The 19,792-nt window shown below is 73.6% G+C and carries 18 protein-coding genes and 2 tRNA genes; 13 read left to right on the top strand and 7 right to left on the bottom strand.

All coding sequences use genetic code 11. The features are described 5' to 3' along the window. Window positions 1–119 precede the first annotated feature (119 nt). Both ACSNOB_RS15295 and ACSNOB_RS15290 read left to right on the top strand, forming a co-directional pair. Window positions 120–377: a hypothetical protein gene (locus ACSNOB_RS15295; RefSeq protein WP_393109318.1), complete on the top strand. Its 258-nt coding sequence runs from the start codon at window positions 120–122 to the stop codon at window positions 375–377. 131 nt (window positions 378–508) lie between these two features. Continuing rightward, the gene (locus ACSNOB_RS15290) at window positions 509–874 is read left to right on the top strand and encodes a WhiB family transcriptional regulator (protein WP_091103169.1); all 366 of its coding nucleotides are present in this window, start codon (window positions 509–511) and stop codon (window positions 872–874) included. Window positions 875–1,220: 346 nt separating this feature from the next. Here ACSNOB_RS15290 and ACSNOB_RS15285 read toward each other — a convergent pair whose 3' ends face one another. From ACSNOB_RS15285 to ACSNOB_RS15275, 3 genes are all read right to left on the bottom strand, one after another. Beyond that, complete coding sequence (locus ACSNOB_RS15285; RefSeq protein ID WP_393109320.1) at window positions 1,221–2,567, bottom strand: ABC1 kinase family protein; 1,347 nt, start codon at window positions 2,565–2,567, stop codon at window positions 1,221–1,223. A 155-nt stretch (window positions 2,568–2,722) separates the two neighbouring features. Beyond that, window positions 2,723–3,775: a hypothetical protein gene (locus ACSNOB_RS15280; protein WP_436687231.1), complete on the bottom strand. Its 1,053-nt coding sequence runs from the start codon at window positions 3,773–3,775 to the stop codon at window positions 2,723–2,725. Between the two features lie 258 nt (window positions 3,776–4,033). Then, window positions 4,034–4,201 carry a DUF5679 domain-containing protein gene (locus ACSNOB_RS15275; protein ID WP_012014940.1) on the bottom strand — a complete coding sequence of 56 codons (168 nt, stop codon included), beginning with the start codon at window positions 4,199–4,201 and terminating at the stop codon, window positions 4,034–4,036. 511 nt (window positions 4,202–4,712) lie between these two features. Between ACSNOB_RS15275 and ACSNOB_RS15270 the strand changes: the two genes are divergently transcribed. Together ACSNOB_RS15270 and ACSNOB_RS15265 are read left to right on the top strand one after the other, a co-directional pair. Continuing rightward, the gene (locus ACSNOB_RS15270; RefSeq protein WP_393109324.1) at window positions 4,713–5,243 is read left to right on the top strand and encodes a M48 metallopeptidase family protein; all 531 of its coding nucleotides are present in this window, start codon (window positions 4,713–4,715) and stop codon (window positions 5,241–5,243) included. A gap of 171 nt (window positions 5,244–5,414) precedes the next feature. After that, window positions 5,415–6,029, top strand: coding sequence for a hypothetical protein (locus tag ACSNOB_RS15265; protein WP_436687230.1), 615 nt, complete (start codon window positions 5,415–5,417; stop codon window positions 6,027–6,029). Between the two features lie 112 nt (window positions 6,030–6,141). Here the strand turns inward: ACSNOB_RS15265 and ACSNOB_RS15260 are convergent, their stop codons facing one another. After that, window positions 6,142–7,440, bottom strand: coding sequence for a zinc-dependent metalloprotease (locus tag ACSNOB_RS15260; protein WP_436687229.1), 1,299 nt, complete (start codon window positions 7,438–7,440; stop codon window positions 6,142–6,144). Between the two features lie 113 nt (window positions 7,441–7,553). Here ACSNOB_RS15260 and ACSNOB_RS15255 point away from each other — a divergent pair, with 113 nt between their 5' ends. The 7 genes from ACSNOB_RS15255 to ACSNOB_RS15225 all read left to right on the top strand — a co-directional run bounded on the left by ACSNOB_RS15255 (window position 7,554) and on the right by ACSNOB_RS15225 (window position 14,239). Then, entirely contained in the window at window positions 7,554–8,567 is a 1,014-nt protein-coding gene (locus tag ACSNOB_RS15255) for a YlbL family protein (protein WP_436687228.1), read from the top strand. A 134-nt stretch (window positions 8,568–8,701) separates the two neighbouring features. After that, a complete protein-coding gene (locus ACSNOB_RS15250; RefSeq protein WP_436687227.1) occupies window positions 8,702–11,710 on the top strand; it encodes a UPF0182 family membrane protein in 3,009 nt (1,002 codons plus the stop codon). Between the two features lie 165 nt (window positions 11,711–11,875). Next, window positions 11,876–12,385 (top strand): RNA polymerase sigma factor, encoded by a 510-nt coding sequence (locus ACSNOB_RS15245; protein WP_436687226.1) that lies wholly within the window; start codon window positions 11,876–11,878, stop codon window positions 12,383–12,385. Continuing rightward, window positions 12,375–13,325, top strand: a complete 951-nt coding sequence (locus tag ACSNOB_RS15240; protein ID WP_436687225.1) for a hypothetical protein — start codon at window positions 12,375–12,377, stop codon at window positions 13,323–13,325. The genes ACSNOB_RS15245 and ACSNOB_RS15240 overlap by 11 nt, the downstream gene beginning before the upstream one ends. Window positions 13,326–13,425: 100 nt before the next feature. Then, window positions 13,426–13,502 (top strand) — tRNA-Met (locus tag ACSNOB_RS15235). A gap of 190 nt (window positions 13,503–13,692) precedes the next feature. After that, window positions 13,693–13,766: transfer RNA gene (locus ACSNOB_RS15230), tRNA-Met, on the top strand. A 224-nt stretch (window positions 13,767–13,990) separates the two neighbouring features. Next, complete coding sequence (locus ACSNOB_RS15225) at window positions 13,991–14,239, top strand: hypothetical protein (protein WP_393109338.1); 249 nt, start codon at window positions 13,991–13,993, stop codon at window positions 14,237–14,239. A 75-nt stretch (window positions 14,240–14,314) separates the two neighbouring features. Here ACSNOB_RS15225 and ACSNOB_RS15220 read toward each other — a convergent pair whose 3' ends face one another. After that, entirely contained in the window at window positions 14,315–15,646 is a 1,332-nt protein-coding gene (locus ACSNOB_RS15220; RefSeq protein WP_436687224.1) for an ABC transporter substrate-binding protein, read from the bottom strand. Between the two features lie 167 nt (window positions 15,647–15,813). Here ACSNOB_RS15220 and ACSNOB_RS15215 point away from each other — a divergent pair, with 167 nt between their 5' ends. Next, complete coding sequence (locus ACSNOB_RS15215; protein WP_436687223.1) at window positions 15,814–16,647, top strand: phosphoribosylaminoimidazolesuccinocarboxamide synthase; 834 nt, start codon at window positions 15,814–15,816, stop codon at window positions 16,645–16,647. A gap of 7 nt (window positions 16,648–16,654) precedes the next feature. Here the strand turns inward: ACSNOB_RS15215 and glpK are convergent, their stop codons facing one another. After that, complete coding sequence (gene glpK, locus ACSNOB_RS15210) at window positions 16,655–18,139, bottom strand: glycerol kinase GlpK (RefSeq protein WP_436687222.1); 1,485 nt, start codon at window positions 18,137–18,139, stop codon at window positions 16,655–16,657. 91 nt (window positions 18,140–18,230) lie between these two features. Between glpK and ACSNOB_RS15205 the strand changes: the two genes are divergently transcribed. Continuing rightward, window positions 18,231–19,169: a ribose-phosphate diphosphokinase gene (locus ACSNOB_RS15205; protein WP_393109346.1), complete on the top strand. Its 939-nt coding sequence runs from the start codon at window positions 18,231–18,233 to the stop codon at window positions 19,167–19,169. Window positions 19,170–19,285: 116 nt separating this feature from the next. Here ACSNOB_RS15205 and ACSNOB_RS15200 read toward each other — a convergent pair whose 3' ends face one another. Further along, complete coding sequence (locus ACSNOB_RS15200; RefSeq protein ID WP_436687221.1) at window positions 19,286–19,753, bottom strand: ATP-binding protein; 468 nt, start codon at window positions 19,751–19,753, stop codon at window positions 19,286–19,288. Window positions 19,754–19,792 lie beyond the last annotated feature (39 nt).

The raw sequence follows: 19,792 nt of genomic DNA, 5'->3' as shown, positions 1-19,792 counted from the left end.
CCCTCGCCCCCGGACGAGGAATAGCCTCATGGCACACCTCGCGAGCGGCGCCATTCGGGCTGCTCACGAGGGGTCGAGACCGTGTCGGCATCGAGAGAGACGTCAGGGAGGTGGTTCCAATGGTGATCTTCTACATCAACGAGCGTCCGGCGGCACTGCCCGCTGCCGTCGCTCCGCTGTCGGCTGTCCGGGTGGCCCTCGCCGCTGCGCGACCGTCGGTCCCGCAGGTGCACCAGGTCGAGGCTCAGGCCGAGCTGATCCTCGCCACCGCGCCGAACGGGATCCAGGGGACCAGTGGCTTCACGGGCAAGGGTGTCGATGCCGCCAGCAAGCGCATGGACGTCCGCGGAGTTCCACCTCGAGGTAGACCGGTCTGATCATCAGACCACCGGCTCACCTCGAGGCCGCGGAACCCGCATACCGGGATCCGCGGCCTCAGTTTTTTTGCCCGCCAAGTACGTCGGAAGTGCGATCCACGAGATCGAAACGAGAGAGAGGTGACCGGGCGATGAGTCTGGCGTTGGCCCCGCTCGACGTGAGCGTCGAGATGGAGGCGAACCTGCCCTGCCGGAAGTTCGACCCCGACCTGTGGTTCTCCGACTCGCCCGCCGAGCTCGAGCTGGCCAAGTCGCTCTGCGGGGACTGCCCGCTGCGCGTCGAGTGCCTCGCCGGGGCGGTGGAGCGGGCCGAGCCCTGGGGCGTCTGGGGCGGCGAGATCTTCGAGCGTGGCGCGGTCGTCCCGCGCAAGCGGCCCCGTGGTCGCCCGCGCAAGGAGGACCTCGCCCGCGACGCGGCGCTCCGGGTCGAGGCCGAGGCGCGGCTGGCGGCCAGTGGGCTGTCCGAGTCGCGCAACGCGGTCCGGCTGGCGGCCTGACATGTTCCCGATCCGTCCCACCCACGCCGGTGTCGCACCGGCGACGAGAGAGCTGACCACCATGCTGAACGTTCTTAACGGAGTCGCCGAAATGCAACTACTTCACGAAGCGTTGTCCCGGGCTCGAATGCGCCGGCCTCAGGCCGGTCGTACCACCACGAGCACTGAGGCAACCCGTTCCGCCCGTACCGTCGCCATGAACGGCCGTAACCGATCGGCGCGCGACCTGGGCGTTCTCTAGATCCCACTGATGCCCGAGGGGCGGTGGCCGGTTCCGGCCACCGCCCCCCCCCCCCCCCCCCCCCCTCGGCGCGTTCCGCGCGCTGCCGCCGCCCCGGCGGTCGGGTCAGGGGACCGGGGCGAAGCCCGGCAGCCAGCGCTCCAGGATGCCCCGGTAGGGCGCCTTCGCCTCCAGTTGGCAGAGCACGCCGATCGACCCGAGCGTCACCCGGTGGATCAGCAGGTACGACGGCGGCAGGTTGAGCTGCCGGCTCAGCTGGTAGGCGGGGGACCGGGGGCTGGCCAGCCGGGTCGCCTCGGCGCGCAGCCAGGCCCGGGTGAACCGGAACTCCTCGGCGGCGATGGGCTCCAGCATCGGCCGGAGGAAGTCCAGCACCGCCTGGGCGTCGATCTCCTCGGTGGAACCGATGAAGCCCTCCGACCGCAGCCCCGCCACCACCTCGTCGGCGTCGCCCCGCAGCGCCAGCGCGGCGATGCGGCCGATCGGCTCGGGGGTGCCCTCCGGCATCCGGGCCACCGCGCCGAAGTCGATCACGCCGAGCCGGCCGTCCGGCAGCAGCCGGAAGTTGCCCGGGTGCGGGTCGGCGTGCAGCAGCCCGGCCCGCTGCGGCGCGGAGAGGTGCAGGATGGCCATCAGCCGGCCGGCCTCGTCGCGTTCCTCCTCCGTGCCCTCGCGGATGATGTCCGCCAGCGGGGTGCCCTCGACCCACTCGGTGACCAGGACCCGGGGCGAGGCGGAGACCACCGCCGGGATGTGGATCTCCGGATCGTCGGCGTACGCGGCGGCGAAGGCGCGCTGCGACTCCGCCTCCAGCTCGTAGTCGAGTTCCTCGGTGATCCGTTCCCGCAGCTCGGCCAGGAGCGGCTTGACGTCCAGCCCGGGCTGGATCGCCCGGAACATCCCGCCGAGCCGGGAGAGCTGCTTGAGGTCGGCGAGCAGGGCGTCGCCGGCGCCCGGGTACTGGATCTTGACAGCCACGTCGCGGGTGTTGGGCGCGCCGGAGGGGCCGTAGCCCGGCTCCCGCCAGACCGCGCGATGCACCTGGCCGATGCTGGCCGCGGCGGCGGGGGTGTCGTCGAACTCGACGAACCGGTCCCGCCAGTCCGGGCCGAGCTGCTCGGTGAGCACCTTGTGCACGCTGGCCGCCGGCAGCGGCGGCGCGGCCTCCTGGAGCTTGGTCAGCGCCTGGCGGTAGGGGGCGGCGATCTCCTCGGGCAGGGCGGCCTCGAAGACCGACAGCGCCTGGCCGAACTTCATCGCCCCGCCCTTGAGCTGCCCCAGCACGCTGAAGAGCTGCTCGGCGGTGCGCTGCTGGATCTCCGCGGAGATCACGTCGGAGGCGAGCCCGGTGACGCGCTTACCCATGCCGAGGACGGTCCGACCGGCGAAGCCGAGCGGCAGAGCGGCGAGCTTGGCGGTCCGGGACACGGCCCGGCGCGGGATGTCGGTCACCCGGCCATTGTTACCGACTTCGGGGGTCCACGGCTGCTCTGCCGCCGGGCTGGGTGGTGGTCCCCGCCCTTGCGGGGTCGCCGCCGGGCCCGCGGGCGCCCTCGGCACGGCGCCCCCGTGGCGTCCGTCACGGGCGTCGCAGGGGTAACCGGCGGTCATCGGCGGCCACGGGAGCATCCGCAGGCGGGGTGCGGAGGCCACACCCGGCGGCGGATCCGGCCGGGTCCGGTGATCTCCACGGCGCAGCCGAGCGTCTCCGGGGTGCCCCCGTCGAGCTGGGCGAGCGCCTCCGCCGCCGCGTACGCCCCCGCCGCGAGGAGGGTCGCGGTCGCGCACGCCTGCTCCACGCCGCCGGTGGCGAGCTGGGCCGCCAGCGCCGGCCAGTCCGGGTCGAGGTCCGTCCGGTGCAGGTCCAGGCAGTTCAGGCAGGGGCCGGCGGGCGGGCGGACGAGCGGCCCGACCGCGGGCACGCCCTCCCGCAGGCCGACCAGCAGGTGCGGCTGGCGGCGCCGGGCGTGACCGGCCGCGAGCAGGGCGGCCGGGCGGTCCGTACCGAGCTGGACGACCAGGTCGACCCGGCCGCGCCGGAGCGAACCCGTGCCCGTGCCCGGAGCGGCGCGCTCGATGGCGTCGCGTACCGCCCCGGCGAGCGGGCGTCCGATCGCGGCGGCCGGGATCCCGGTGCCGACCAGGTCCGCCGGGTGGACCGGGCCGGCCAGGTCCGGGCGCACGTGTCCGACGCCGGCCTGGGCCAGCGCGAGGGCGACCGGGGCGCCGAGGGGCCCGGCGCCGGTGACCAGTACCCGGGCGGCCATCCGGCGACGCAGCACCTGGGCGGGCGTGCCGGTCAGTCGGGCGGCCGCCAGCGCCAGCGCCCCGGCCTCGGCGGCGAGCCGCGCCCGGACCGGGCCGGCCAGGTCCCTCGGCAGCAGCGTGTGCGCGGGTACGACGAGGCCGGCGGCCCGCAGCGCGTCGAGCAGGGTCCGGGCCTCGTCCGGCGCCACCTCGGCACCGGCGGCGTGCTCCAGCACCAGCCGCTCACTGCGGGTGCCGTCGAGCAGGTCGAGCAGCCGGGCCGCCCGGGGGTTGGCGATCTCCAGCAGGACGGCGCGACCCGGCTCGACGCCGAGCTGGAGGGTGTGCCGGTCCCGCCACAGGCGGGTGAGGCCCGGCAGCAGCGTGGGACGGGGCGAGGGGGCACGGCGCATGACCACGAATCGTGACCGTGTCCGCGCTGTCCGTCGATCGTTGTCCACAGGTGCGCGGTTCCCTGTCCAGGGCTGTCCACAGGAAAATCCCGCGATATCCACAACCGGCCGGTAACCATGTCGGTGAGCCGACAGTGGCGGCCGGGTGCTCGGAGGCGGTGTTGGCCGGCGCGGGGGCGGCGCGGGGCGGTGCGGATCAGGTGCGGTGACGCCGGAGGGGGCGGCCGGCGGCCACCCCCTCCGAAGCACCCGTACGGGTCAGACCTTCGCCTTGCCCAGGATGCGGTTCACTGTTGTCCCGCACACCGGACACTTGCCCTTGGCCATGTTCATCCCGGTCTTCGAGACCTCGACGCGGCCCTCGAAGTCCCGCTTCTCCTTGCACTTGACGCAGTAACCGTTGTAGGTCTGGGCCTGGTCGGCCACGGTGCCCTCCTCGTCTCGTCCGCCGGCCGATGCCGTCCCGGCGGGGTTCCCGGCGGCGGGCCACGCGGGCGCCGGCGCTGGGTCGTTCTCCGCGGCCACCGTCGTGACCGCTGGTCCGCGGACCCTACCCAGGTCTGGGCAGTTCCATGTCAGCTGTGCTTCGCCACTGTGAGCAAGTCGACGTCGAGAGTGTGCATGGCGAATTACGTCTGATAAGTCAGTTTGGCGGGGACACGCCGACCGAACCCGGTCGAATGCCCCGTGCGGGGCCCCCCGAGCTGCGCCCCGCGCGGTGATCACCTACGGTGGGGATGGGTCCCCGTCCCTCGTCACCGACCGCCACGAAGGGTGACGAGAGCGATTCTCGGCCACCCGGTCAAAGTTTTTTCGGGACTCCGCCGACCAATCACCATTTTCCGGGCGCGTGTCGCCGTGTTGACTCTTGCGGACCCCTGGTCAGTACGCATTAGCTTGCCTTCGTGGCAGGAATCCGAGGCTGCGCGGCCCACTGATGGCAGGGGCGCGCAAGCCGGTCGTCGAGGTACGGCGCAGCCAGCGCCGGCGACGGACGGTGTCCGCGTACCGCGACGGTGAGCGGGTCGTCGTCCTCATTCCGGACCAGTTCTCCCGGGCCGAGGAGAGCGAGTGGGTCGACCGGATGCTCGCCCGGCTCGCCGCCCGGGAGGGGCGCCTGGCGCGCTCCGACGCCGAGCTGCTCGCCCGGGCCACCCGGCTGATCAAGCTCTACCTGGCCGAGCACGGCACGCAGGCCGTGCCGACGAGCGTCCGCTGGGTCACCAACCAGAACGGCCGGTGGGGTTCCTGCACCCCGGCCGACGGCACGATCCGCATCTCGCACCGGGTGCAGGACATGCCCGACTGGGTGATCGACTACGTGCTCCTGCACGAGCTCGCGCACCTCATCGTGCCCAGCCACAACGACCGGTTCTGGGCGCTCGTCGCGCGCTACCCGAAGACCGAGCGGGCGCGGGGCTACCTGGAGGGCGTCGCCGCGGCCGGTGGCGGCCCGCTGACGGACTGACCCTCGCCCACACCACCCCGCGGGTCCCGTCCCGCACCCACCGACGCTGACTGCGCGCCCGCAGCCGACGAGATCTTGGTGCGGAACGACCCCTCCAGGGGCCTGTTCCCACCAAGATCTCGACGCCGTGTCGGGCCGGTGGCGAGCGTGGCACCCGGCTAGGGTCGTGGGGTGGCCCGACGTGTGGTGGTGGCGTTGCTCGGACCGGTGACCTGGTCGCCGCCCGGCATCGATCCGGTGGACTGGCGGACCGCGCTCGCCGAGGACGTGGTCGACCTGTTCGCCACGCTCAACGAGGTGGAGACGGCGGTCGCCGTCACGCCGGGGGACCGGTGGCTGGCCGACGCGGTGGTCTGGCCGGACACGGCCGTCCACGAGGTGCCGGAGGCGACCCCGAACGCCGTCTTCACCGCCCTCGCCGAAACCGGTCACGACCAGGTGGCGGTGGTCGCCGGGGACGCGCCCGACGTGCCGGGCCTGACGATCGGCAAGCTGCTCCGCCCGCTCACCACCCGGCCGGTGGCGGTCGCGCCCGTCGAGGGCGGCGAACCGGGGCTGCTCGGCGTGGCCGCCCGGCTGCCCGTACCGGCGTGGCTGCCGGCGCTGGACCTGGACACCGCGCGACCCGCGGCCCTGCGCGCGGCGGCACCGCGCCCCGGCGACCTGGCGGTCACCCCGGCGTGGCGTCGCCTGCGCGGGCCGGCCGACCTGGCCTTCCTCGACCCGGCCGTGGAGGGCTGGGAGACCACCCGCGCCCTGCTCTCCGGCACCGGCCGGCTTCGCTGACCCGCCGCCCGAGGGGCACCGGCCAAAGGGGGGCGCCGACCGGGTGGCCCGAGGGGCGCCGGCCGGGCCGCCCGACCCGTCCGGGGCGGGCGGCACCGTCGCCGCGGGCGGGTCAGGGGCGGGCGTCGCCGCCCTCGGTGTCGTCCGGTCGCTGCTCCGGCTCGCCCGGGGCCTTCTCCTCCGGGCCGCCCGGCGCGCTGAAGTCGAAGTTCTCCAGCTCGCTGAGGTCGAGCTCGGCCATGGCGAAGGCCACCGGATCGGCGAAGTCGGCGTCCGAGGGGAGCAGGTCGGGGTGGCCCCAGAGGGCGTCGCGGCCGGCGATGCCCCGGCGCTCGGTGAGCGCCGCCCAGAGCGCCGCCGCCTCGCGCAGCCGACGCGGGCGCAGCTCCAGGCCGACCAGGGCCGCGAAGGTCTGCTCGGCCGGACCGCCGGCCGCCCGGCGACGGCGGAACGCCTCGCCGAGGCTGACGACGCTGGGCAGCCGGCCGCCGGCCGCGCTGTCCACCACGTGGCAGACCCAGCCCTCGACCAGGGCCAGGGCCGTCTCCAGCCGGGCGAGCGACGCCTTCTGCGCCGGGCTGTCCTCCGGCGTGAAGATGCCCTCCAGCGCGATCGCCTGCATCGACTCCGGGTCGGTCGGGTCGACCCGGCCCATCGCCTCCTCGATCGCCTCCCGGTTGACCCGGATGCCCGCGGCGTACGTCTCCACGGCGCTGAGCACGTGCCCGCGCAACCACGGCACGTGCTGGAAGAGCCGCTGGTGGGCGGCCTCGCGCAGGGCCACGTAGAGGCGGACCTCGTCCTCCGGCAGCTCCAGGCCCTCGCCGTACGCCCGGATGTTGGCCGGGACCAGCGCGGCCGTGCCCGCCGGGCCGAGCGGCAGCCCGATGTCACCGGCGGAGAGCACCTCCGCGGCGAGCGAGCCGAGTGCCTGACCGAGTTGGCCGCCGAAGAGCGCGCCGCCGAGGGTGGCGACCATGGACTGCATCGGGCCGAGCTGGGCGCGCGCCTCCGGCGGCACCAGGTCGCCCATCGCGCCGACCATCCGGCTGGCGACGGGGTCGCAGAGCTTGCGCCAGACGTCGAGGGTCTTGAAGATCCACTCGTTGCGGTTCCAGGCCACCGAGGTCTGGATCCCCGAGGGCAGGGCGGAGGCCGGCTCCAGCCACAGGTCGGCGAGCCGCAGCGCCTCCTCCACCGCGTTGCGCTCGTAGGGCGAGACCGCCGGGTCACCGGCGGCGGCGAGCTGGCTGGCGGCCACCTGCCGGGCCAGGTCCCAGTTGACCGGCCCGCTGCCCGACGCGGACAGCAGGTGCTGCAACTGCGACATGAACTGCTGCATCTGCGCGGGATCGTTGGGGTCTGGTGGCTGCCCACCCGGGAGCGCGAAACCGAACGGAATATCAGGCACGACGTCTACGGTACGCGCGCCGCACCCCGGGTCGCCGCCGCTGGCGTTGCGCTGAGGGCGAAGTCGCGGTTCGCCCGCCGGAGCCCCCCACCCCGGTCGGTACGCTCTGCCGCATGAGACGTCGCGGCGTGACCGTCCTGCTCGGTGCTCTGCTCACCACCCTGCTCAGCATCGGCGTGCTCGGCACGCCCATCCCGTACGTGGTGCTCGGCCCCGGGCCGACCGTGAACACGCTGGGCAAGGAGAACGGCAAGGAGGTCATCCAGGTCACCGGCCGGGAGACGTCCACGTCCGCCGGGCAGCTCCGGCTGACCACGGTCGGGGTGCAGCCCACGGTCAAGCTGCGCTCGGCGATCCAGGGCTGGTTCTCCGACGACGAGGCGGTGGTGCCGCGCGAGCTGGTCTACCCGCCCGGGGAGAGCCGCGAGCAGATCGACGAGCGCAACGCGGAGGACTTCAAGGTCTCCCAGACCAGCGCCGAGACCGCGGCGCTGCGCGAGCTGGGCTACCCGGTGCAGGTGGTGGTCAAGACCGTGACCGCCGACGGCCCGGCCGCCGGCGTGCTGAAGCCCGGAGACGTGGTGACGTCGGTGGACGGGCAGCCGGTGCCGGTGGCCGCCCGGCTCACCGAGCTGATCCGGGCCAAGCCCGCCGGGACCGCGCTGGAGATCGGCTACACCCGCGGCGGCGCCGCCGCCACGGCGAAGGTGACCAGTCGGGAGCAGGACGGCCGGCCCCGCATCGGCATCGAGATCGAGCAGCAGCAGCCGCACCCGTTCACCCTCAGCATCGACCTGGAGGACATCGGCGGGCCGAGCGCCGGCCTGATGTTCGCGCTCGGCATCGTGGACAAGCTGACCCCGGAGGACCTGACCGGCGGGAAGATCATCGCCGGCACCGGCACCATCGACGACACCGGCCGGGTCGGTCCCATCGGCGGCATCGCCCAGAAGCTGGTGGGTGCGAAGGAGGCCGGCGCGACGGCGTTCCTGGTGCCGGCGGGCAACTGCGCCGAGGCCGTCCGCAACCCGCAGCCCGGTCTGCCGCTGCTGAAGGTCGGCACGCTGGACGAGGCGCTGACCGCCCTGGAGACGCTGCGCGCCGGCGGCCAGCCGACCCGCTGCTGACCCCGCCGCGCGGACCACGGGGGCGGCTCCGCGTGGCCGCCGCGTGACCTTGGACCGACACGTTCAGGAACACCCCGTACTCTGGGTGCCTGGTCGGAGCCGATCACATCGAGCGTGCGGAGCCAACAGTGGTCATGCGTAGCAGCAGCCCCCTGCCGAGGATGAGCCGACGCGGTCGCGTCACGATCGGTGTCCTGGTCGGGGTGTTCGTGCTCTTCACCCTGCTCGGCTGGGGTGTCCAGGCGTGGACGGACTGGCTGTGGTTCGACGAGGTCCGCTACACCCAGGTCTTCACGGGGGTGTTGGCGACCCGGCTGCTGCTCTTCCTCGCCGTCGGCCTCGGCATGGCCGTGATCGTCGGCGGCAACCTCTGGCTGGCCCACCGGATGCGGCCCCGGATGCGCCCGCACTCACCGGAACAGGCCACCCTCGAGCGCTACCGGATGGCGCTGGGCCCCCGGCTCGGCCTGTGGATCGCGCTGGTCGCCGGCGTGGTCGGCCTCTTCGCCGGGCTGTCGGCGCAGAGCCGGTGGAACCAGTGGCTGCTCTTCCGCAACGGCGGGGACTTCGGCGTGAAGGACCCGGAGTTCGGGGTGGACGTCGGGTTCTACGTCTTCCAGTTGCCGTTCTGGCGCTACCTGCTCGGGGTCGGCTTCACCGCGGTGGTGCTGTCGGTGATCGGCGCACTGGCCGTGCACTACATCTTCGGCGGCGTCCGCCTCCAAGGCGTCGGCGACCGGATGACCAACGCCGCCCGGGCCCACCTGAGCACGCTGGTCGCGGTCTTCGTGCTGCTCAAGGCCATCGCGTACGTGCTGGACCGGCGGGCGATGCTGCTGGAGTACAACGATGGCGCCAACGTCTACGGCGCCGGCTACGCCGACGTCAACGCGCTGCTGCCGGCCAAGGAGATCCTCGCCTACATCTCCATCGTGGTGGCCATCGCGATCATCGTCTTCTCCAACGCCTGGATGCGGAACCTGGTCTGGCCGGGCATCTCGCTGGCCCTGCTCGGCGTCTCCGCCGTCGCCATCGGCGGCATCTACCCCTGGGCGGTGCAGACCTTCGAGGTCAAGCCGAGCGCCAAGGAGAAGGAGGGGCCGTACATCGAGCGCAGCATCAAGGCCACCCGGGCGGCGTTCGGGCTGGACGCGGCCACCACCAGGCCGTACGCGGCCAGCAACCTGACCCCGCCGGCGAGCCTCGCCACGGACACCTCCGTGGTGCCGAACATCCGGCTGCTCGACCCGCAGCTCGTCTCCGAGACCTACACCCAGCGGCAGCAGGTGCGGCAGTTCTACGACTTCGGCGAGAAGCTGGACGTCGACCGGTACGCGGTCAACGGCAAGGTGCAGGACTACGTGGTCGGCCTCCGCGAGGTCAACTACCGGCAGCTCACCGCGCAGCAGAACACCTGGATCAACCGGCACACCGTCTTCACCCACGGCTACGGGCTGGTGGCGGCGCCGGGCAACCGGGTGGTCTGCGGCGGCCAGCCGTTCTTCGTCTCCGGCTTCCTCGGCGACCCGCAGGAGCAGCAGAAGCAGGAAGGCCAGGCGCAGACGAACGAGCAGTGCGCCGCGCAGACCGAGCAGGTCCCGGCGAAGCAGCCCCGGGTCTACTACGGCGAGCGGATGGACGAGGGCGACTACGCGATCGTGGGCCAGACCGACCCGGAGCGGAAGGCGGAGTTCGACCGCCCCGTGGGCGAGGGCGGCGAGTCCTACACCTACACGGGCGAGGGTGGCGTCGAGATCGGCTCGTTCACCCGCCGGCTGCTCTACGCGATCAAGGAGCAGGAGTCGAACTTCCTGCTCTCCGACGCCGTCAACGAGAACTCCAAGCTGCTCTACGTGCGCAACCCGCGAGACCGGGTGGAGAAGGTGGCCCCGTTCCTGACCCTGGACGGCGACCCGTACCCGGCGGTGGTGGACGGCCGCATCCAGTGGATCGTCGACGGCTACACCACGGCGGCGACCTACCCGTACGCCGAGCGGATCAACCTCCAGGAGCAGACGGCCGACGAGCTGACCGGGCGGGGCACGTTCCAGCTCGCCCGGGAGAACGTCAACTACATCCGCAACTCGGTCAAGGCCACGGTCGACGCGTACGACGGCACCGTCCGGCTCTACGAGTTCGACGAGACCGACCCGGTGCTCAAGGCGTGGAACAAGGCGTTCGGCGGCGACCTGGTCCTGCCGAAGTCGGAGATCCCGGTGGAGCTGGCCGAGCACTTCCGCTACCCGGCGGACCTGTTCAAGGTGCAGCGCAACCTGCTGACCCGGTTCCACGTGACCGACCCGGGCGACTTCTACTCCGCCCAGGACTTCTGGCAGGTGCCGAACGTGCCGGACGCCCCCGACACCGGCCAGAAGCAGCCGCCGTACTACCTGTTCACGCAGTTCCCCGGCCAGGAGTCGCCGCGCTTCCAGCTCACCTCGGCGCTCACCCCGAACGGCCGGGAGAACCTCGCCGCGCTGGTCTCCGGGTCGTACGTCGACGGGCAGCCGAAGCTGGAGGTGCTCGACCTGCCCGACCAGACCCGGGTCTCCGGCCCGGTGCAGGTGCACCAGTCGATGACCAACAACGCCAACATCCGGCAGCAGCTCAACCTGCTCCAGTCCCAGCAGGCGCAGGTGCAGTACGGCAACCTGCTCTCCCTGCCGTTCGGCGACGGCATGCTCTACGTCGAGCCGGTCTACGTGAAGACCGCCGCGCAGAACGCCCCGCCGCTGCTGCAGCGGGTGCTGATGTCCTACGGCGACGGCGGTTCGTACGTGGTGCTGGCCAACAACGTGGCCGACGGCATCAAGCAGCTCATCGAGCAGGGCAAGCAGGCCGCCACCCCGGGCGCGCCGCCGCCGGGCGGCACTCCGCCGGGCGGCACGCCGCCCGCGCTGACCGGTGAGCTGGCCGCGGCGGCCGACCGGGTCCAGACCGCCATCACGGAGGTCCGGGCCGCGCAGACGTCCGGCGACTTCGAGCGGTACGGCCGCGCGTTGAAGGCGCTGGACGAGGCGCTCACCGCCTTCCAGCAGGCCCAGCGGGCGGCGGCCGCCCCGACGCCCGGGGCCACGCCCAGCGGCAGTCCGCCGGCGTCCCCGGCGGCCAGCGGCAGCGCCGCACCGACCCCGAGCGGCTGACCCCGGCCCACCGTCGCAGCGCCCCCGGCCCGCGGACCGACCAGGTCCCGGCGCCGGGGGCGCTGTCGCTTTCCCGACCGGCGGCCCGGCCGCCGCAACCCACCCCGCCCTGACCTCGTCCTTCCTGCAAGAGGCCGCAACGGCCGGGGGGAGCGTGGTCGGGACATGAGGGACGCGACAAGCTTCGACGAGTTCTACCGGAGCACCTCACGACGGATGCTCCGCTACGGCTACGCCGTCGCGGGCGACCACACCGAGGCGCAGGACCTGGTGCAGGAGGCGTACGCCCGCGCCTGGCGGCAGTGGGGCCGGCTCACCACCCACCCCGCGCCGGAGGCATGGCTGCGGCTGGTGGTCGCGCGGCTGGCCACCGACCGGTGGCGCCGGTTGCAGGGCTGGCGTTCGATGCTGAGCCGTACGGGGCCGCCGGAGCCGGTGCCACCGCCGAGCCTGGACGGCGTGCTGTTGGCGGGCGCGTTGCGCCAACTGCCGGCCGCCCAGCGGCAGGCGTTGGCCCTGCACTACCTCTTCGACATGTCGGTGCAGGACATCGCGCGGGAGACGCAGGTGCCCACCGGCACCGTCAAGTCCTGGTTGGCGCGAGGGCGGGCGCGGCTGGCCACGCTGCTGCCCGACCTGGCCGCGGAGGAACTGGAGGCGAACGATGTCGCGTGAACTGTCCGATCTCTACCGGTCGCTCGCCGAGGCCGCCGACGGCCGCAGCCTGGCCGTCCCCGAGCAGGTGCGGCGGCGCGCCGACCGGCGGGCCCGGGTCCGGTTCGCCGGCGCCGCGCTCGTGACGGCGCTGCTCGTCGGCGGGCTGGCGACCGGCACCCGGCTGGTGCTGGCCGGCGATGCCACCCCGCTTCCGCCGCCCGCCGGCACCCCGGCGCCGACGGCCACCGCCCCGGCGCCGACCCCGTCGCCGTCACCGGCCGGGACGGGCACGCCGACCGGCGTGCCCGCGACGGGACGACCCCCGGCGACGGGTACGCCCGTGGCGACGGCGGGGAGCACCGGCGCGGCGCCGCCGCGTACGCCCGCCTCGGTCCCGGACCGGGCGTTCTTCGTCCAGGCGGCCGCGAACCGGACGGGCATCGAGCCGGTCTTCCGGGACACCGTCGCGCTGCCGGGTCTCTGCGACGCCCGCTACCGCAGCGACGCCGGGATCGTGCAGCGCCGCACCCGGAACCTGGCCTACAAACTGCCGCAGACCCCGCGGGGGTATGTCCCCGACGGCAGCTACGCGCACAGCATCACCGTCTACCGGCCGGGCCGCGCCGACGACTTCCTGCGGGAGCTGCGGGCGGCGGTGCGGGGCTGCCCGGAGCAACCGGGGGTGGGCGGCGGCAACCCGTCGACCTCACGGGTGCGGCTGCTGGCCGACGGCGGCTTCGGCGACGACGCGGTGTTGTTCGAGATCCGGACGCCGGGCCGGGACGTCGAGGGCAACCCGACCGGCGGCGAGGAGGTCCGGCTGATCCGGGCGGTCCGGGTCGGCGACGTGGTGACCGTGCTGTGGGAGCAGGGCTGGGAGGGCACCTCCGCCGAGCGGTCCCAGGTCGACGCCGACAGCCGGCGGGCGGTCGACGCGATCGAGGACTGGCTGGGTTGAGTTCGTACGGCGGTCCGGGCGGCGGCGCGCGGCCCGGACCGCCCCGGTCGGCGGTCGTTTTGCGGCGACCGGGGTCGGTGAGATACGGTGTACGAACCGACGCGGGGTGGAGCAGCTCGGTAGCTCGCTGGGCTCATAACCCAGAGGTCGCAGGTTCAAATCCTGTCCCCGCTACCACGTCGGAACGGCCCCGAGGATGTCCTCGGGGCCGTTCCGCGTCTCCGGGTCGCGGCGCTCTGTGCGCGGCGGCCGCGCCGGGCGGCGGTGGGCCGCCGCGACGGCTTGAGCTGGCCCGGGAGGGAATCCGGGCCGGGATCGGGGGCCCCTGATCATCGGGGCGAGGGATGCGATAGAGTAAACGAGCCGACGCGGGGTGGAGCAGCTCGGTAGCTCGCTGGGCTCATAACCCAGAGGTCGCAGGTTCAAATCCTGTCCCCGCTACTTCCGCGAAAGACCCCGGAGATCATCTCCGGGGTCTTTCGGCATCTCCGGGCCCGATCGCACGAGCCGCCCTCCGCCGGCCCGTAACCGTGGCCGGCGAACCCCACCGGCGGGTTCCCGGCCGGGGGGAACCCGCCCGCGCGTGCCCGCCGGCCCGTAACCCGGCCGGCGCGTTCCTGGCCGACCGACGTGCCGGGGTTGCGGTTGTCGGCGAGGATGTCTGTATGTCTTCATTCGGAAAGTGGTGGGGCCGGCTCAGCGCCGTCCTCGGTGCGGTCGTGCTGTCGGTGTTCGTGCCCGTCGCGGCCTGGGCGTCCACCGGCACGGGTGAGCTGGTGGTGGAGGCCGCGCGGCGGCGTCGCGGCGGCGGCTTCGGGTTTCTCGGCCTGCTCTGCTGCCTGGTCGTGGTCGCGGCGATCGTCTTCCTGGTGCTGCGGATGATGCGCAACCGCCGCGGCGGCCCGCCGCGCTGACCCGCGACGCGGGTCCGGCCGCTCGCGCCCGTGTGCCGGCCGGTCCTGCGGCGTGGAGCCGGACCGGGTCGGCGGTCAGCCGGCGAGCGCGGCTTCCGCCCGGCCCATGAAGCGCGACGCCGCGGCCCGGGCGCCGGCCGCCCCGCTGCGGACGCTCTCGGCCGCCTCCAGCAGGAGCGCGCGCACCCGGGGGTGGCCCCGCGGCGGCGGGCCGGGCGCCGGCCCCAACCGGTCGGCCAGCGCGGCGCCGAACGCCGCCGCGCGCTTCTGCGCCGGCTCGGTGATGGTGCCCTCGACGTAGCGGCGGACGGCGAGGCTGGGGCTGAGCCCGCGTTCGTGACCGAGCACGGTGCCCGCCTCGCCGTTGCCGGTGAGGAAGTTGATCACGTCCGCCACCACGGCGGGGTGCCGGGTGCCGCGGAAGCCCGCCCAGTACATCGACGCCCGCGCCCAGTGCGCCGCCGGCGGACCGGGCAGGGCGGCCAGGCCGAGTTCGGCGCCGGTGAGCCGCTGGAGCTCCGGGAGCTGGTGTGACCAGGCGAAGGAGGCGGCCGTGGCGCCGGTGACCACCAACTGCCGGGCGGGTTCGCCGCTGTCGGCCTGCTCGACCAGGGCGGCGCTCGGGGTGGCCCGGTCGGACCGGGCGCGCCGCCACAGCTCGAACCACTCGACCAGCGCGTCGGCGTCGAAGCCGAGCTGCCGGCCCTGGTAGAGCTCACCGCCCTGGCCGCGCAGCCAGTGCCAGAACGCGCGGTAGTCACCGGAGGCGTCCATCGTGCCGGCCACCCGTCCGTCGCTGGCCCGGGTGACCCGCCGCGCCCAGGCGACGTACTCCGGCCACGACATCCCGGCGTCCGGCTCGGGCACGCCCAGCCGGCGCAGCAGCGTGCGGTTGTGCACCAGCGCGGCGGCCGTCTGCCCCGCGGCGACGCCCACCGTGCGCCCGTCGACCTGGCCGTAGCGCACCAGACCCGGGGGCAGGGCGCGCAGGTCCAGCCGGTGGTCGGCGACGTACCCGCTGAGGTCGAGGACGATCTCGCGCCGGGCGTACTCGGCGAGCACACCGTCGTCGAGCTGGATCAGGTCGGGCACGTTGCCGCCCGCGGCCTGGGTGGCCAGCCGGTCGTAGTAGCCGTCGACGCCCTGCCAGGTGATCCGGAAGCCGACGCGGGGGTTGCGGTCGGTGTAGAGCCGCAGCACCCGCTCGGTCAGCTCGGCCCGCTGCGCCCCGCCGTACCAGAAGACCGACAGCTCGATCGGGCCGGTCTCCGTCGGCGCCGCCTGCTCCTCGCTGCACCCGGTCAGCCCGCCGGCCGCGAGCACCGGTGCCCCGAGCAGCGCGGCGAGCACCCGCCGCCGGCCCGGATCCGCCCCGGCGCGGGGCAGCGGGGAGCGGACGGTGGGCACGGAGTCTCCTGGTGGACCGGGTGGGCGGGGCGGCCGGATCATTCACGCAGGCGGCGCGGGAGGTGTCAACGTCCGTCCGGCCACACCGCCGCGCCCATGGGCGTACGCGTCGATGCCGGTCGCCACCGCCGCCGGCCGTACGCAGGTCGCCTGGTGTAATAGGCCGCGTGGAACTTCTGCACTCGGGCAAGGTCCGGGACGTCTACGCCGACGGCGACGACCTGATCCTGGTCGCCTCCGACCGCATCTCGATCTACGACGTGGTGCTGCCGACGCCGATCCCCGACAAGGGCAAGTTGCTCACCGCGCTGTCCCTGTGGTGGTTCGAGCAGCTGTCCGACCTGGTGCCGAACCACGTCATCTCCGCCACCGACGTGCCGGCGGAGTTCGCGGGCCGGGCGATCCGCTGCCGGCGGCTGGAGATGGTCCCCGTGGAGTGCGTCGCCCGGGGCTACCTGACCGGCGGCGGCCTGAAGGAATACCAGCGCACCGGCGCGGTCTCCGGCGTGGCGCTGCCCCGCGGCCTGGTCGAGGCGTCCATCCTGCCCGAGCCGATCTTCACCCCGTCGACCAAGGCGCCGGTGGGGGAGCACGACGAGCCGATCACCTTCGCCGAGGTGGTGGACAAGGTCGGTGCCGAGACCGCCGAGCGGCTGCGCCAGATCACCATCGACGTCTACCGGCGGGGCGCCGAGTTGGCCGCCGACCGGGGCATCCTGGTCGCCGACACCAAGATCGAGCTGGGCTGGGCGCCCGACGGCACGCTGATGATCGGCGACGAGCTGCTCACCTCCGACTCGTCCCGGTTCTGGCCGGCGGAGTCGTACCAGCCGGGCCGGGCGCAGTTCTCCTACGACAAGCAGTACGTCCGGGACTGGGCGGTGGAGAGCGGCTGGGACAAGCAGGCCCCGGCGCCCGAGGTGCCGGCCGAGGTGGTCGAGGCGACCCGGGCCCGCTACGTCGACGTCTACGAGAAGCTCACCGGCAACCGCTGGGAGTGAGCGGCGCTCAGTCGACCCAGTCGAGGGTGCGCTGCACGGCCTTGCGCCAGTTGCGCAGTTCCCGGTCCCGGTGCGCCGCGTCCATGGTCGGCTCCCACTGCGCGTCGGAGCGCCACTGGGCGCGCAGCGTCGCCAGGTCCGGCCAGAAACCGACCGCCAGGCCGGCCGCGTACGCGGCGCCGAGGCAGGTGGTCTCGGTGATCCGGCTACGGACCACCGGCACGTCGAGCACGTCGGCGAGGAACTGCATCAGCAGCCCGTTCGCGGTCATCCCGCCGTCCACCCGCAGCCGGCGCAGCGCCACGTCGGAGTCGGCGTTCATCGCGTCGACCACCTCGCGGGTCTGCCAGGCCGACGCCTCCAGCACCGCCCGGGCCAGGTGCCCCTTGGTGATGTAGCCGGTCAGCCCGGCGATGACCCCGCGCGCGTCGCTGCGCCAGTGCGGGGCGAACAGCCCGGAGAACGCCGGTACGACGTAGCAGCCGCCGTTGTCGTCGACGGTGCCCGCCAGCTCCTCCACCTCACCGGCGGTGGAGATCAACCCGAGGTTGTCCCGCAGCCACTGCACCAGCGAGCCCGTGACCGCGATCGCCCCCTCCAGCGCGTACGCGGCGGGCTGGCCGTCGATGCGGTAGGCGACCGTGGTGAGCAGGCCGTGGGTGGAGGGGACCGGACTGGCGCCGGTGTTGAGCAGCAGGAAGCTGCCGGTGCCGTAGGTGCACTTCGCCTCGCCCGGCTGGAAGCAGGTCTGCCCGAACAGGGCGGCCTGCTGGTCGCCGAGCGCGCTGGCCACCGGCACCCCGGCCAGCACCCCGGTCGCCTCCCCGTAGACCTCCGCGGAGCTGCGGATCTCCGGCAGCATCGCGGCTGGCACGCCCATCGCGTCGAGCAGCTCCGGGTCCCAGTCGAGGGTGGTCAGGTCCATCAGCAGGGTGCGGCTGGCGTTGGTCACGTCGGTGACGTGCCGGCCGGTCAGCTTCCAGATCAGCCAGCTGTCCATCGTGCCGAAGAGCACCTCACCGCGCTCGGCGCGCTCGCGCAGCCCGTCGACGTGCTCCAGCAGCCAGCGCAGCTTCGGCCCGGCGAAGTAGGTGGCCAGCGGCAGGCCGGTGCGGGCGCGGAACCGCTCCTCGCCGTACGCCTGCGCCAGCTCGCGCAGCAGCGGGCCGGTCCGGGTGTCCTGCCAGACGATCGCGTTGGCCACCGGCCGGCCGGTGGCCCGGTCCCAGACCACGGTGGTCTCCCGCTGGTTGGTGATGCCCACGGCGGCGAGCCCGGCGGCGTCGGTCCCGGCGGCCCGCAGCGCCTCCCGGACCACCAGCTCCACGTTGTCCCAGATCTCCTCGGCGTCGTGCTCCACCCAGCCCGGCCGGGGAAAGACCTGTCGGTGCTCCCGCTGCGCCACGGAGACGATCTCTCCGGCGCGGTCGAAGACGATGCACCGCGAGGAGGTGGTGCCCTGGTCGATGGCGGCGACGTACTGGGGGGTCACGGCAGCACCGTACCCGGACCGGTCGGGCTTCGCCGACCGGCGCGGCCCCGGTCGGTCTCGGCCCGGGATGCCGTCCGTACGATGTGCGGACGTGCGTGACATCGCCGTCTTCAGCGGAACCGCCCATCCCGAACTCGCCGCCGAGATCTGCGCCCACCTCGGGGTGCCCCTGCACCCGGTGCGGGTGTCCCGGTTCGCCAACGACTGCCTGGAAGTGCAGTTGCAGGCCAACTGCCGGGAGCGGGACGTCTTCCTGATCCAGCCGCTGGTCCCGCCCGTGCAGGAGAACCTGGTCGAGCTGCTGCTCATGATCGACGCGGCCCGGGGCGCGTCCGCCGGCCGGATCACCGTGGTGCTGCCGCACTACGCGTACGCCCGGTCGGACAAGAAGGACGCGCCGCGCATCTCCATCGGCGGGCGGCTCGTGGCCGACCTGCTCACCTCCGCGGGCGCGGACCGGGTGCTGGCGATGACCCTGCACTCGCCCCAGGTGCACGGCTTCTTCAGCGTGCCGGTCGACCACCTGCACGCGCTGCGCGAGCTGGCCGAGCACTTCACCCGCTACGACCTGAGCAACACGGTGGTGGTCTCGCCCGACCTGGGCAACGCGAAGGAGGCGGCGGCGTTCGCCCGCCGGCTCGGCACGCCGGTGGCCGCCGGGGCGAAGCAGCGGTTCAGCGACGACCGGGTCAAGATCAGCGCGGTGATCGGTGACGTGGCCGACCGGGACGTGATCGTGCTGGACGACGAGATCGCCAAGGGCAGCACGGTCATCGAGCTGATGGAGCACCTGCGCGAGCTGAAGGTCCGCTCGATCCGGCTGGCCTGCACGCACGGCCTGTTCTCCAGCGGCGCGTTGCAGCGGCTCAGCGAGCAGGACGGCGTGCTGGAGATCGTCTGCACCAACACGGTGCCGATCCCGGCCGACAAGCGGGTGCCGAAGTTGGAGGTCCTCTCGGTGGCACCGGCGTTGGCCGAGGCGATGCGCCGCATCCACAACGGCGAGTCCGTCAGCACCCTCTTCGCCTGACCCCGGCCCGCACCGCGCCCGCGATCTTGCACTTTCTGCCCCGACGAACCGGACGACGGCGCCCGATCCGGGGGCCGAAACTGCAAGATCGCGGCGGGGTGAGGGAGGGGAGGGGGTCAGTCGCGGCGGTGGCGGCCGATGTGTTCGGGGGCGCCGACGGCGGTGCTGATGCGTACCGTCGTGCCGGCGGCGCCGGTGTCGACCTGCATGGTGTCGCTCAGCTCCCGGGCCAACCAGAGCCCCCATCCGCCGGCGGTGTCCGGGGCGGGACGGCTCCGGTCGCCCAACCGCTGCGCGCTGATGCCCCGGCCGTGGTCGGAGACCTCGCAGACGAGCTGCCCCGCCTGCCGCGACAGCCGCAGCCAGCCCCGGCCGCCGCCGTGCCGGACCGCGTTCGTGATCAGCTCGTTGACCGCCAGCACGAAGTCGTCCAGGCGCTGGCCAGCCAGCCCGGAAGCATGCGCGCAGGAGGTGACCGAGTGTCGCAGCTCGGTCACCTGAGCCTGGTCGAAGGCCTCGGCGATCAGGAGGGAGGGTTCGATGGGCACAACCGTACGCGGTGCCGGGGATTCTGCATTCGTCATGGCCCCGTCCCGACAGCGGATCACAGCTTTTTTTGCGGC

Origin of the sequence: Micromonospora sp. URMC 106 (assembly GCF_051386395.1) — a bacterium.
In the GTDB taxonomy this organism is placed as follows: Bacteria; Actinomycetota; Actinomycetes; order Mycobacteriales; family Micromonosporaceae; genus Micromonospora.
This window is presented reverse-complemented; position numbering and strand designations above follow the sequence as displayed.

Coding starts and splice junctions, on each gene's coding strand:
- ACSNOB_RS15250 (WP_436687227.1), top strand. CDS start 8,702: ATGCGTAGCAGCAGCCCCCTGCCGAGGATGAGCCGACGCGGTCGCGTC.
- ACSNOB_RS15295 (WP_393109318.1), top strand. CDS start 120: ATGGTGATCTTCTACATCAACGAGCGTCCGGCGGCACTGCCCGCTGCC.
- ACSNOB_RS15240 (WP_436687225.1), top strand. CDS start 12,375: ATGTCGCGTGAACTGTCCGATCTCTACCGGTCGCTCGCCGAGGCCGCC.
- ACSNOB_RS15270 (WP_393109324.1), top strand. CDS start 4,713: ATGGCAGGGGCGCGCAAGCCGGTCGTCGAGGTACGGCGCAGCCAGCGC.
- ACSNOB_RS15245 (WP_436687226.1), top strand. CDS start 11,876: ATGAGGGACGCGACAAGCTTCGACGAGTTCTACCGGAGCACCTCACGA.
- ACSNOB_RS15200 (WP_436687221.1), bottom strand. CDS start 19,753: ATGACGAATGCAGAATCCCCGGCACCGCGTACGGTTGTGCCCATCGAA.
- ACSNOB_RS15225 (WP_393109338.1), top strand. CDS start 13,991: ATGTCTTCATTCGGAAAGTGGTGGGGCCGGCTCAGCGCCGTCCTCGGT.
- ACSNOB_RS15280 (WP_436687231.1), bottom strand. CDS start 3,775: ATGCGCCGTGCCCCCTCGCCCCGTCCCACGCTGCTGCCGGGCCTCACC.
- ACSNOB_RS15255 (WP_436687228.1), top strand. CDS start 7,554: ATGAGACGTCGCGGCGTGACCGTCCTGCTCGGTGCTCTGCTCACCACC.
- ACSNOB_RS15290 (WP_091103169.1), top strand. CDS start 509: ATGAGTCTGGCGTTGGCCCCGCTCGACGTGAGCGTCGAGATGGAGGCG.